Here is a 13,003-nt window from a genome sequence, read left to right as displayed (position 1 = left end):
GAGTGATCGCCATGAGTCTTGTTCAAAATGCGGTGTTGGCCGATGTGCCTCCCGTGGGCTGTTACGTGTTTTTTGACCTGACCAGTCGGGAAACCGCGCAGGTACGCCAGAGTTTGGCGCGTTTGGCAGCGCTGCCTGAACTGGCGGGTGGCCAGCAGTTGCTGGTCGGTGTGGGATCTGAGCTGGTGCAGGTGTTGGGTGCCCAGGTGCCTGGCTTGCACAACTTTGAAACGATAACGGGGGCCGGCTTATCCGTGCCAGGTACCCCGTCGGCTTTGTTGTGCTGGTTGCGTGGCCATGACCGGGGTGATCTGGTGCACCTGACACGCCGATTGCAACAGGCTTTGGCTCCGGCACTGCGCATGACCCAGGTGGTGGAAGCGTTTCGCCATGGCCGGGGACCCAATGGACATGGACGCGACCTGACGGGTTACGAAGACGGCACCGAAAACCCGCAAGACGATGCCGCGCTGGACGCCGCTGTGCTTCAGGGCGCAGGACCTGGTTTGACGGGTAGCAGTTTCATGGCAGTGCAGCAGTGGCTGCATGACTTTGATGCGTTTGAAACCATGACGGATCAAGCCCGGGACCAGATGATGGGACGCAGGCGCTCGGACAATGAAGAGCTGGAAGACGCGCCCGACTCCGCCCATGTCAAGCGGGCAGCACAAGAAAGCTTCGAGCCCGAGGCTTTTGTACTGCGCCGCTCCATGCCATGGGCGGCAGGTGCGCAGTCCGGACTGATGTTTGTTGCGTTCGGCAAGTCCTTTGATGCATTCGAAGCGATCTTGCAGCGCATGGTGGGGCTAGATGATGGTCTGGTTGATGCGCTGTTTGGCATCTCCCGACCGATCAGCAGCGCGTATTTCTGGTGCCCGCCCATGCTCGGAGGGCGCCTCGACATGCGTCAGCTGGGCCTGTCATTGAAGGAATCAAGTGATGCCCTGGCGTAAAAAAATCGATTTGTACCTGGCCTTGATCCGTTGGGACCGGCCCGCCGGCTGGCTGCTGCTGTTGTGGCCCACATTGGGTGCATTGTGGGTGGCTGCAGACGGTTTTCCGGGTTGGCATTTGCTGGCCGTGTTTGTGCTGGGCACGATTTTGATGCGCAGTGCGGGCTGCTGCATCAACGACGTGGCTGACCGCGAGTTTGACAAACATGTCAAGCGCACAGCGGGACGGCCGGTGACCACCGGCGCGGTGTCGGTCAAGGAAGCGCTGGTGGTGGGCGCTGTGCTGGCATTGCTGGCCTTTGCCCTGGTGCTCACCACCAATGCCATCACGATTGGTCTGTCTGGCGTAGCGTTGGCCATCACTTTGGCCTACCCCTATGCCAAGCGTTATGTGTCGATGCCGCAGGCGGTATTGGGCCTGGCTTTTGGCATGGGCATCCCGATGGCGTTTGCCGCCGTGCGTGGTGATCTGCCGCCACTGGCCTGGTTGCTGACCTTGGGTAATCTGAGCTGGGTGCTGGCCTACGACACCGAGTACGCCATGGTGGACCGGGATGATGATTTACGCATTGGCATCAAAACCTCGGCCATTACCTTGGGAAGCTGGGATGTGCCGGTGGTCATGTTGTTCTACCTCGGATTCATCAGTATCTGGGCGCTGGCCCTGGACCAGTATGTGCCAAGCCCGCTGTTTGTCCTGGCCATGTTCGTGGCCTTGCTTCAAGTGGCTTGGCATTTCACCTTGATCAGATCGCGCACGCGCGAAGGCTGTTTTAAAGCCTTCCGGTTAAATCACTGGCTTGGTTTTACCGTCTTTGTCGGCATTGCAGCCAGTTACTTCGTTCGTTAAATCAGGCCGCGCCATATTCGTCGCCGAGTTCCTTGGCGCGTTCACGGGCTGCATACATGGCATCGATGAACAGGGCCCGGACGTCGTTGTCTTCCATGCTGGAGATGGCCGCAAATGTGGTGCCGCCTTTGGATGTAACGCGTTGTCGCAGCACCTGGGGTGGTTCGCTGGAGGCCTTTGCCAAGGCGCTGGCTCCGGCGAAGGTGGCCACGGCCAGTTGCTGCGCCTGCTCACGGCTCAAACCCATTTCGGTGCCGGCCATGGTCATGGCTTCCATGAAGTAGTACACGTAAGCCGGCCCCGAGCCAGACAGGGCGGTGACCACGTCGAGCTGGTCTTCGGCTTCCAGCCAGAGGGATTCTCCGGTTGTCGCAATGACCTGTTCGACAAAAGCTTTGTCATTGGGGGTGATGCTGGCACGGGCAAACAAGCCGGTGATGCCCTGACCAATCAGCGCAGGGGTATTGGGCATGGCGCGCACGATCCGTTCACTGCCCAGCCAGGCGGCGATGCTGTCGCTGGTAATACCGGCCGCCACGCTCAAGTGCAAGCCGCCAAGGACATGCGGGGCAACGGCCAGCGCCGCCTGCTTGAAGGTTTGTGGTTTGACAGCCCATACCACCAGTGCGGCATCCATCAGAAAAGCGCCCGCTTCGTGACGGGTCGTGATGCCAAAGCTGGCTTGCAGTTTTTCGCGTGCCTCGGCAAAAGGCTCCACCACGTCAATCAGGTCGGTAGGAAGCCCCTGCTTGATCAAACCACTGATGATGGCACTGGCCATGTTGCCGCCGCCGATGAATGCGATACGTTTACTCATGAATGGTGTACAGATGTTAATCTGCGCCAATGTTGTTGAAAACCTTGAGTCTAATCAAAATTGATGAAGGGGTTTAGCAGTCGGGCGCCAGCACGGTCTGCCGTACCGCGTGCTCCCAGCGGGCCATTAGTTCCGCGGCGTGGCCGGGGGCCAGGGTCGGCTCGAAGCGACGTTCGGCTTGCCACAGGCTGCTGAGTTCGTCGGTATCCTGAAATACGCCGGACGAAAGACCTGCCAGGTAAGCTGCGCCAAGCGCGGTGGTTTCAATCACTGCCGGGCGAAGCACCGGGATGCCGAGCAAGTCTGCCTGGAACTGCATCAGCAAATTGTTGACGCAGGCGCCACCATCAACGCGCAACTCTGCCACAGCCAAACCGCCCGCCTGCACCGCATCGCGACTCATGGCTTGCAGCAGCGCCGCGCTTTGAAAGGCAATACTCTCCAACGCGGCGCGGGCGATGTGGGCCAGCGTGCTGCCGCGGCTCAACCCCGTGATGGAGCCGCGCGCGTCCGGCTTCCAGTAGGGCGCACCCAGCCCGGTAAAGGCGGGCACCACCATCACACCACCGGCATCAGGCACGCTCTCGGCCAGTGCCTGCACGTCAGCGCTGCTCGGAATGGCTTTCAGGCCGTCGCGCAACCACTGCACCACGGCGCCGCCCACAAACACACTGCCTTCCATGGCGAATTCGGGTTGTTTTGTGGTTTGTGCTGCGCTGGTGGTGATCAGGCCGTTGGCAGAGGTTTGAAAGTGGCGGCCGGTGTGCATCAGCATGAAGCAGCCGGTGCCGTAGGTATTTTTCACCATGCCCGGTTTGAAGCAGGCCTGGCCGAACAGAGCGCTTTGCTGATCACCCGCGACACCGCCAATCGGAATGGCCGCCCCCAGCAAATCTGCACTGACCTCGCCAAACAGCGCGCTGGAGGGTCTGACACTGGGCAGCAGCGTAGCCGGGATGTTGAGCGCCTGCAGCAGTTCAGTGTCCCACTGGTTGTTGTGCACGTTGAACAGCATGGTGCGTGAGGCGTTGCTCACATCGGTAGCATGCACCGCGCCGTGGGTGAGTTGCCAGATCAGCCAGCTGTCGATGGTGCCGAAGGCAAGTTCGCCGTTGTCAGCAAGCTGGCGCGCGCCGGGAGCATGGTCTAGTAGCCACCTGAGCTTGGTTCCGGAAAAATAGGCATCGATCAGCAAGCCGGTTTTTGCCTGGATGGTGGGGGCCAGCCCGCGTGCGCGCAACTGAACGCAAATGGGCTCGGCGCGCCGGTCTTGCCAGACGATGGCATTGTGAATCGGCAGGCCCGTTTTGCGGTTCCAAAGCATGGTGGTTTCACGCTGGTTGGTAATGCCCAAAGCGTGCACATCACTTGCCGTGATGCCCGCCCTGGCCAATGCCTCGCGGGCGGTGGCCAGCTGGGTGCGCCAGATTTCCAGCGGGTCGTGCTCAACCCAGCCGGGTTGCGGGTAGATTTGGGTGAGCTCAAGCTGGGCTTGCGCTACCACTTGGCCTTGCCCGTTGAAGACAATGCTGCGGGAGCTGGAGGTGCCTTGGTCAAGGGCCAGTAAATAAGTCATCGCGATACCTCGTAACGAACTTGGGCCTCGGCCAGCAGGGTTGGAAAAGGTTCAGGAGGTGGTGCATCGGTGAACAGGCGGTCAATCTGGTTCAGGTGACCGACTTCCACCATTGCGGGACGGTTGAATTTGCTGCTGTCAGCGGCCAGCCAGACTTCTCGCGCCTGGGAAATGATGGTTTGCGATACCTTGACTTCGCGGAAGTCGTAGTCACGCAAGGAGCCGTCCGCTTCGATGCCAGAAATCCCGATGATCGCGATGTCCACCTTGAACTGGCGTATGAAGTCTACCGCAGCCTCACCCACGATGCCCTGGTCGCGGCCCCGCACCACGCCCCCAACCACAATGACTTCGCACTTCGGATTTGTGCTCAGGAGGGTGGCGACATTGAGGTTATTGGTAATCACCCGCAATCCGCTATGGTGGAGCAGGGCGCGGGCAATCGCCTCGGTGGTGGTGCCAATATTCAGGATCAATGCGCAGTCGTTGGGTACCTCCGCAGCGACTGCCCGGGCAATGCGGTTTTTACCTTCCGCATACAGGTTTTCACGTTGTCGGTGGGCAATGTTCTCGATCGTTGAGCCGGGCACCCTGACGCCGCCGTGAAAACGTGTCAGCAAGCCTTCGTCGGCCATGCGCTGGATGTCTCGGCGTACTGTTTGCAGGGTAACGCCTAATTTCTCAGAAAGATGCTCAACTGTCACCGAGCCTTGGGCCTGCACTGCTGCCAGTAAGTTGAGCTGTCTTGGGTTGGGTTTCATACGGTTTATTTTGGCTGGATCAATGTGAAGTCTGAACTTTAAAACGAATCAAAAAGAATATTTATAGGGTAAATACCGATAAAAAAAGAATTAAAACGAACAATAATTCGAAGAAATAGGAACTTCATTAGGAATGACATTTCGTCAGTAAAGGTTGCATGATGGATTTGACGCTTGTGGGGATCGGCAAAAAGGTCGGTAGCCAGACTTGGCTTTATGACATGAGTTTGCAGCCGTCCAGTGGCGCCGTGACGGTTTTGTTGGGGGCCACCCAGGCTGGCAAGACCAGTTTGATGCGCATCATGGCCGGTCTCGATGCGCCAAGTCATGGCGATGTGAAAGTCAATGGATCCAGCGTGGTGGGTGTACCGGTGCGTAAGCGCAATGTGTCGATGGTTTACCAACAATTCATCAATTACCCGTCAATGACGGTGCGCGACAACATCGCCTCACCGATGAAATTGGGCGGTGAAAAGAACATTGTGCAGCGTGTCAACGTATTGGCCGAAAAATTGCACATCGAGATGTTTCTGGACCGTTACCCATCTGAACTTTCAGGGGGTCAGCAGCAACGTGTTGCGCTGGCGAGAGCCCTGGCGAAAGGTGCTCCGTTGATGTTGCTTGATGAGCCCCTGGTGAATCTGGATTACAAATTGCGTGAAGAATTGCGCGACGAACTCAGTGCCTTGTTCGCCGAGGGTGAATCCACCGTGATTTACGCCACTACCGAACCGGGGGAAGCGCTGCTGCTTGGCGGTTACACCGCCGTGATGGATCAAGGCGAGCTGTTGCAATATGGCCCCACGGCAGAGGTCTTTCAGAAGCCGAAATCATTGCGGGTAGCACGTGCTTTCAGTGACCCTCCGATGAATTTGTTGGCTGCCAGCGTGGTGGCGGCTGGCGTACAACTGAAGGGTGGCCCTTTGCTGGCAATGGCATTGCCGGCAATGTCATCCGGTCAATTGACGGTGGGGCTGCGCGCCAGTGCGCTGCGGGTGCATTTCCAAGAGGGTGATGTGGCTTTGCCCGGCAAAGTTGGGCTCGCAGAGATCTCAGGCTCAGACACCTTTGTGCATGTGGATTCGCTGGTGGGTGACCTGGTGGCCCAGCTTACCGGGGTGCATTATTTTGAATTGGGTGCCCAGGTCAGCCTGTACCTCAGTCCGGCCCAGGTTTATATCTTTGATGCGCAAGGGATGCTGTTGCTGGCACCCGTGCGTGGCGGGGGGCGTTGACATGGCACGCATTGAACTCGACCTGGCACATGCCTACGCGCCCAAGCCGCAACAGGACAGCGACTATGCGCTGCTGCCGTTGAAGATGAGGTTTGAAGATGGCGGTGCCTACGCGCTGCTTGGGCCTTCGGGCTGCGGTAAAACCACGTTGCTCAACATCATGTCGGGCTTGCTGGTGCCGTCCCAGGGGACGGTGCGGTTTGATGGCACTGATGTGACGCGCGCATCGCCGCAGGCGCGAAATATTGCGCAGGTGTTCCAGTTCCCCGTGATTTACGACACCATGACCGTGGCAGAAAATCTTGGATTTCCATTGCGTAATCGGCATGTCCCCAGCGCACAAATCAGGAAGCGAGTTGGCGAAATCGCCGAGATTCTGGAGATGAGCGGTCAGTTGAACCAGTTGGCTGCCAATTTGTCGGCTGATCAAAAGCAAAAGATTTCGCTGGGTCGTGGCCTGGTTCGTCCTGATGTGTCAGCGGTTTTGTTCGATGAACCGCTGACGGTGATTGATCCGCATCTGAAATGGCAGTTGCGTCGCAAGATCAAACAAATTCACCACGAACTCAAGCTGACCATGATCTATGTCACCCATGACCAGGTGGAGGCGCTGACCTTTGCCGAACAGGTGGTGGTGATGACGCGTGGTCGTGTCGTGCAAGTAGGTTCGGCGGCCGAGCTGTTTGAGCGTCCAGGCCATACCTTCGTCGGTCACTTCATTGGTTCACCGGGAATGAATTTCTTGACCGGACAGGCGCAGCCGCAAGGGTTTGAAGTAGCAGGCCTGACCTTGCCCTGGCTGGCGGGGCAGTCGCCACCATCAGGTCAAATCAAGTTGGGCATGCGTCCAGAGTATGTGTCGCTGGTCGCACCCCAGGCATCAGGCGCCTTGCCGATGACGGTGGTGCAGGTGCAGGATGTCGGTACGCACGTGATGTTGACTGCCAGTTGCGCCGGGCAAAGTGTCAAAGCGCGTTTGCCCTCGGATGCCGCACAGCTCAAGCTTGGGGAGACGGTCTGGTTGCAGGTGCTGGGCGAACGCAGTTGCATCTATAAAAATGAGGAGATCGTGGCATGAGCACCACCACCAAGCCAATCAACCAGAAGGCCTGGTTTCTGATTTTGCCGGTTTTGATCTGTGTGGCCTTCTCGGCCATTGTGCCGCTGATGACCGTGGTCAACTATTCGGTGCAGGACATCATTTCGCCCGAACGGCGGGTGTTTGTCGGGACCGAGTGGTTTGCCGCCATCATGCGCGACGAAGAATTGCACAGTGCCTTGTTGCGGCAAATTACTTTCTCACTCTCGGTGTTGGCAATTGAGCTGCCGCTGGGTATTTTGTTGGCCCTGTCCATGCCGGCGCAGGGCTGGAAGGCCTCGGCTGTGCTCGTGATTGTGTCGCTTTCCCTGCTGATTCCCTGGAACGTGGTTGGCACGATCTGGCAAATTTTTGGCCGCACCGACATTGGCTTGATGGGAGCCGCGTTGCAAAGTTTAGGTATTGAGTACAGCTATACCGGCAACGCAACCCATGCTTGGCTCACCGTGTTGCTGATGGATGTGTGGCACTGGACCCCCTTGGTCGGCCTGCTTGGCTACGCCGGATTGCGGTCCATTCCGGATGCCTATTACCAGGCTGCCAGCATTGACGGCGCCAGTAAATTTGCTGTGTTTCGGTATGTGCAGTTGCCCAAGATGCGCGGTGTGTTGATGATTGCCGTGCTGCTGCGATTTATGGACAGCTTCATGATTTACACCGAGCCCTTTGTGCTGACGGGCGGTGGCCCGGGCAACTCCACCACTTTTTTGTCACAGTTTCTAACCATCAAGGCGGTGGGGCAGTTCGACATTGGCCCGGCGGCGGCTTTTTCGTTGATCTACTTCCTGATCATTTTGTTACTTTGTTTCATTTTGTACAACTGGATGCAGCGCGTCGGAACCCAGGAAAAGGAGGGTGGTCATGCATAAGCGGGGCTTTCAAAAACGCAACCTGTTCATGTTGGCCTACATTGTGTTTGCCTTGCTGCCGGTGTACTGGATGATCAACATGTCGTTCAAGACGAACGAAGAAATTCTGGCCAGCTTTTCGCTCTTTCCGCAGCATTTCACCTGGGCCAACTACAAAACCATCCTGACTGATTCGTCATGGTATTCGGGCTACATCAATAGTCTGATTTATGTCGGCATCAACACGGTGATTTCGATCACGGTGGCGTTACCGGCAGCCTATGCCTTCTCGCGCTACAGCTTTCTTGGTGACAAGCATGTCTTCTTCTGGTTGCTTACCAACCGCATGACACCGCCGGCCGTATTTTTACTGCCTTTTTTTCAGCTCTATTCCACGGTTGGGCTGATGGATACCCATCTCGCGGTGGCATTGGCGCACCTGTTGTTCAATGTGCCGTTGGCGGTTTGGATCATGGAGGGATTCATGAGTGGTATTCCTCGCGAAATTGATGAAACTGCCTACGTCGATGGTTATTCCTTTCCGGTATTTTTTGTCAAGATTTTCTTGCCCTTGATCAAAGCCGGTGTCGGTGTTGCGGCTTTCTTCTGCTTCATGTTCAGCTGGGTGGAGTTGCTGCTGGCGCGTACCCTGACCAGTGTCAACGCCAAGCCGATTGTGGCCATCATGACGCGCACGGTATCGGCCTCGGGCATGGACTGGGCCACGCTCGCCGCCGCTGGCGTGCTGACGATTGTGCCAGGAGCGGTCGTGATCTGGTTTGTGCGCAACTACATCGCCAAAGGGTTTGCGATGGGTCGGGTGTGACGCATCAGGCTCACCCCATCGACAACGGTTTAGGAGAATCAAATGTTTGAATGGATGGCCTGGACGACACCGGTCGCAGTTTTCTTCAGCTGTATTGTGCTCATGCTGTTTGGCATGACGCTATGGGAGATCCACTCACCCACCCCGTTGCGACGCGGCTTTCTACCCATTGCGACCACACGCGGGGACCGCCTGTTTATTGGCTTGCTGAGTGCAGCCTATATCAATCTTGCCTTCGTCGGCTTCAGTGGCCAATTGATGGACTGGATGAGTCTGGAGGCAGAGCCGTCAATCTGGATCAGCTTCGTCATTTCCATGGGCGCATTGGTTCTGATCATGCGTAAAGGGTGACAAACAAGGTATCAAGGATCGGCTTTTTGTCCCCTGGAGCCGAAGCAGCCTTGACGTCAGGGGCGTACACATCCGAGGAGATTGAACATGAAATTGCGTTATAGCGCTGTGGCGGTGGCATTGGCATGCAGTGCCATGTCCAGCCAGGGATGGGCGGACGAGGCTGCAGCCAAAAAATGGATCGATGCCGAGTTTCAGCCTTCCACCCTGTCAAAAGACAAGCAAGCTGCCGAAATGAAGTGGTTTATCGATGCCGCCAAAAAACTGAAAGCCAAGGGTGTGAACGACATAGCGGTTGTCTCCGAGACCATCACCACCCATGAATACGAGTCCAAGACATTGGCCAAGGCATTCACCGAGATTACCGGGATCACGGTCAAGCATGACCTTATCCAGGAAGGTGATGTGGTTGAGAAACTTCAGACATCCATGCAGTCTGGCAAGTCGATCTACGACGGCTGGATTTCGGATTCGGACCTGATCGGCACCCATTATCGCTACGGCAAAATCATGAATCTGACCGATTACATGATGGGTGCCGGCAAGGACTACACCAACCCCGGTCTTGACCTCAAGGACTTCATTGGCTCCAGCTTCACGACCGCACCTGATGGCAAGCTCTACCAGTTGCCTGACCAGCAGTTTGCAAATCTTTACTGGTTTCGCGCTGACCTGTTTGCACGGCCAGACCTGAAGGCCAAGTTCAAGGCTAAATACGGTTACGAGCTTGGCGTGCCACTGAACTGGAGCGCTTATGAGGACATTGCTGCGTTCTTCAGTGAGGATGTCAGAACCATTGATGGCAAGCCAGTTTACGGTCATATGGACTATGGCAAAAAGGATCCATCCCTGGGCTGGCGCTTTACCGATGCCTGGTTGTCCATGGCCGGCACCGCAGATATCGGTATTCCCAATGGCATGCCAGTTGATGAATGGGGGATTCGCGTTGCAGCTGACAAGTGCACACCGGTTGGGGCCTCGGTAGCTCGTGGCGGTGCCACCAATTCCCCAGCAGCGGTCTATGCGTTGACCAAGTACGTTGACTGGATGAAGAAGTATGCGCCCAAGGAAGCCACGGGTATGACTTTTGGTGAGTCCGGCCCGGTGCCTGCGCAAGGCCAAATTGCACAGCAAATCTTCTGGTACACCGCCTTTACTGCAGACATGATCAAACCCGGTCTTCCTGTCGTGAATGCCGATGGCACACCCAAGTGGCGCATGGCGCCTGGACCGAACGGTCCATACTGGAAACAAGGCATGCAAAATGGCTATCAGGACGTGGGCTCGTGGACCTTCTTTAAGGATCACGATGCCAACAAAACGGCTGCTGCCTGGCTTTATGCCCAGTTTGTCACAGCAAAAACGGTGTCATTGAAGAAGACCATTGTTGGCCTGACTCCGATTCGCGAGTCGGATATTCAAAGCAAGGCCATGACCGACATGGCACCGAAGTTGGGTGGTCTTGTGGAGTTTTACCGTAGCCCGGCACGGGTAGCCTGGACGCCAACGGGAACCAATGTACCCGACTATCCGAAGCTGGCACAGCTGTGGTGGAAAAACGTGGCTGTTGCCGTCACCGGCGAAAAGACGCCACAGCAGGCCATGGATAACCTGGCCGATGAAATGGACCAGGTGATGGCGCGGCTGGAGCGTGCCGGCATGGCCAATTGTCCGCCCAAGCTCAACCCGAAAGGTGATCCGAACAAGTACCTGAGTGACAAGGGCGCACCCTGGAAAAAATTGGCGAACGAAAAACCAAAAGGTGAGACCATCGCTTACGACACCTTGTTAAGCGCATGGAAAAACGGCAAGGTTCGGTAATAAGGCATTGAATTTCTCAATGTCTTGAAGAATGACCGTGTGTGCCTTGCCACACGGTCATTTTGTTTGGAACACACGGAAGATTGTTTTATGGTTACCCCAATACAGCCGCGTCTGACCCATCGTCGTGACCTTATGGCACGCTTGGCTGAACCTTGTCACTATGACGTGATTGTGGTTGGCGGGGGGGCGACTGGTCTTGGCGTGGCGCTGGACGCTGCTGTACGCGGTCTGCGTGTGGTGCTGGTCGAATCACACGACTTTGCCAAGGGGACATCATCTCGCTCCACCAAACTGGTGCACGGGGGTGTTCGCTATCTGGCACAAGGCAATATTGGCCTGGTGCGTGAAGCCTTGCACGAGCGCACCTTGTTGTTAAAAAATGCGCCGCATTTGGCACAGCCCTTGCCTTTCGTCATGCCCACATACCAATGGTGGGAGGCCCCTTTTTATGGCATCGGCTTGAAAATGTACGACGCCTTGGCGGGAAGCGCCGGTTTGGGTCGCACCGAGTTTCTGAGCCGCAGTGAGACCTTGGCACAGTTGCCCATGGTGCAACCAGCATCGCTCAAGGGTGGCGTGAAATACTGGGACGGACAGTTCAACGATGCGCGTCTGGCGCTGGCGCTGGCACGAACCGCCGCAGCGCACGGCGCGCTGTTGGTCAACTACTGCCGTGTCACGGCGTTGAGCCATGACGTTGGTCGCATCGCAGGCGTGGTCTGCGAGGACCAGTTCTCGGGCCAAGTGTTTCAACTGAAAGGGGGTTGCGTCATCAACGCCACCGGTGTCTGGGTCGATGAGTTGCGCCGGCAGGATGGTGTGGCTGCCGGTGGTGCCGCATCGTCAGAGACGCAGCCCATGGTGGCGCCGAGCCAGGGTGTGCATGTGGTGGTTGACCGCTCCTTCCTCGGTGGGGAGGCAGCTTTGATGGTGCCCAAGACGGCTGACGGCAGGGTGTTGTTTGCCGTGCCGTGGCTGGGCAAGCTCATTCTCGGAACCACCGATACCCCGCGCCATGATCTGGCGCGTGAGCCTGAAGCGTTTGAAGAAGAAATCGAGTTCATTCTGAGCGAGTCGGCCCGCTATTTGCAACGGGCACCGACCCGCAAGGATGTCAGAAGCATCTGGGTCGGTCTGCGGCCATTGGTGAAACCGCCGGACGATGAAGGCGGCAGCACCAAGGGCTTGAGTCGGGAGCACACGATTTTGGTGAGTCGCACCGGCCTGGTGACGGTAACCGGTGGCAAGTGGACAACCTACCGGGCCATGGCCGAAGATGTGCTGTCGCAATGCACCCAGCATCAGCTCATTCGCCCGACATCGGGTGGGCAAACCAAAAACCTGGGCCTGGTGGGTGCCGATGCCGACAGCTTCGAGTTTAAGGCCTTGTGCGAGCCCGAGGGCTTGCACTCCTATGGCTCCGAGCAGGCCTGGGTGCGCGCTTTGCCCGGCGCCGAGAATTGGTTGTGCGAGGGCTTGAGCGAAGCGATGGTGCGATTTGCCGCGCGCCACGAATACGCGCTTACGGTAGAAGATATGCTTGCAAGAAGGTCTCGACTGCTATTTCTCGACGCTGGCCTAGCGTGTCAGATGGCGCCGACGGTCGCTGAAATATTGACAGAAGAGACCGGGCAAGACCCGGCGCAATCGGAATTTGTGCACTTGTGCCAACATTATTTGATCAGGGATCAAGAAAATCCTTGATCAGGATAATTTTTTGCTGCATAATACAAGGCTTCGCGTTAAAAGCGAAGTGTCTGCCCAAAGCTAACGACATGAGTGGTTCATGTTGCGTGTAACGGGCCCAAGACTGACTGAAGCAAGGGTGCGCATTGTGCGGGCCAATTTTTCAGTGCAAGTTGG

At 57.0% G+C, this 13,003-nt stretch carries 12 protein-coding genes; 9 read left to right on the top strand and 3 right to left on the bottom strand.

The genetic code is table 11. The features are described 5' to 3' along the window. The first annotated feature begins 11 nt into the window (after window positions 1-11). Both NDJ10_RS12955 and ubiA read left to right on the top strand, forming a co-directional pair. Entirely contained in the window at window positions 12-953 is a 942-nt protein-coding gene (locus NDJ10_RS12955; RefSeq protein WP_296162926.1) for a Dyp-type peroxidase, read from the top strand. Beyond that, window positions 940-1,803: a 4-hydroxybenzoate octaprenyltransferase gene (gene ubiA, locus NDJ10_RS12950; RefSeq protein WP_296162924.1), complete on the top strand. Its 864-nt coding sequence runs from the start codon at window positions 940-942 to the stop codon at window positions 1,801-1,803. Before NDJ10_RS12955 ends, ubiA begins: the two co-directional genes overlap by 14 nt. A gap of 1 nt (window position 1,804) precedes the next feature. Here the strand turns inward: ubiA and proC are convergent, their stop codons facing one another. The 3 genes from proC to NDJ10_RS12935 all read right to left on the bottom strand — a co-directional run bounded on the left by proC (window position 1,805) and on the right by NDJ10_RS12935 (window position 4,957). Then, window positions 1,805-2,620: a pyrroline-5-carboxylate reductase gene (gene proC / locus NDJ10_RS12945; protein ID WP_296162923.1), complete on the bottom strand. Its 816-nt coding sequence runs from the start codon at window positions 2,618-2,620 to the stop codon at window positions 1,805-1,807. Window positions 2,621-2,693: 73 nt separating this feature from the next. Further along, window positions 2,694-4,196, bottom strand: a complete 1,503-nt coding sequence (gene glpK / locus NDJ10_RS12940; RefSeq protein WP_296162921.1) for a glycerol kinase GlpK — start codon at window positions 4,194-4,196, stop codon at window positions 2,694-2,696. Then, a complete protein-coding gene (locus tag NDJ10_RS12935) occupies window positions 4,193-4,957 on the bottom strand; it encodes a DeoR/GlpR family DNA-binding transcription regulator (protein WP_296162918.1) in 765 nt (254 codons plus the stop codon). The genes glpK and NDJ10_RS12935 overlap by 4 nt, the downstream gene beginning before the upstream one ends. A 161-nt stretch (window positions 4,958-5,118) precedes the next feature. Here NDJ10_RS12935 and NDJ10_RS12930 point away from each other — a divergent pair, with 161 nt between their 5' ends. The 7 genes from NDJ10_RS12930 (at window position 5,119) to NDJ10_RS12900 (ending at window position 12,844) form a co-directional block, all read left to right on the top strand. Further along, entirely contained in the window at window positions 5,119-6,192 is a 1,074-nt protein-coding gene (locus NDJ10_RS12930; protein ID WP_296162916.1) for an ABC transporter ATP-binding protein, read from the top strand. A 1-nt stretch (window position 6,193) separates the two neighbouring features. After that, window positions 6,194-7,270: an ABC transporter ATP-binding protein gene (locus tag NDJ10_RS12925; protein ID WP_296162914.1), complete on the top strand. Its 1,077-nt coding sequence runs from the start codon at window positions 6,194-6,196 to the stop codon at window positions 7,268-7,270. Further along, a complete protein-coding gene (locus NDJ10_RS12920; protein WP_296162913.1) occupies window positions 7,267-8,160 on the top strand; it encodes a sugar ABC transporter permease in 894 nt (297 codons plus the stop codon). Before NDJ10_RS12925 ends, NDJ10_RS12920 begins: the two co-directional genes overlap by 4 nt. Next, window positions 8,153-8,965: a carbohydrate ABC transporter permease gene (locus NDJ10_RS12915; protein ID WP_296162911.1), complete on the top strand. Its 813-nt coding sequence runs from the start codon at window positions 8,153-8,155 to the stop codon at window positions 8,963-8,965. Before NDJ10_RS12920 ends, NDJ10_RS12915 begins: the two co-directional genes overlap by 8 nt. A 42-nt stretch (window positions 8,966-9,007) precedes the next feature. Then, window positions 9,008-9,316 carry a DUF2160 domain-containing protein gene (locus tag NDJ10_RS12910; protein WP_296162909.1) on the top strand — a complete coding sequence of 103 codons (309 nt, stop codon included), beginning with the start codon at window positions 9,008-9,010 and terminating at the stop codon, window positions 9,314-9,316. A gap of 87 nt (window positions 9,317-9,403) precedes the next feature. Next, entirely contained in the window at window positions 9,404-11,137 is a 1,734-nt protein-coding gene (locus NDJ10_RS12905; RefSeq protein WP_296162906.1) for an ABC transporter substrate-binding protein, read from the top strand. Window positions 11,138-11,227: 90 nt separating this feature from the next. After that, window positions 11,228-12,844, top strand: coding sequence for a glycerol-3-phosphate dehydrogenase/oxidase (locus NDJ10_RS12900; RefSeq protein WP_296162903.1), 1,617 nt, complete (start codon window positions 11,228-11,230; stop codon window positions 12,842-12,844). Window positions 12,845-13,003: the final 159 nt, after the last annotated feature.

This window comes from Rhodoferax sp., from assembly GCF_023700745.1.
Taxonomy (GTDB): domain Bacteria; phylum Pseudomonadota; class Gammaproteobacteria; order Burkholderiales; family Burkholderiaceae_C; genus Rhodoferax.
Note: the sequence above shows the minus strand (reverse complement) of the source record. Positions and strands in the feature narration are given on the sequence as shown.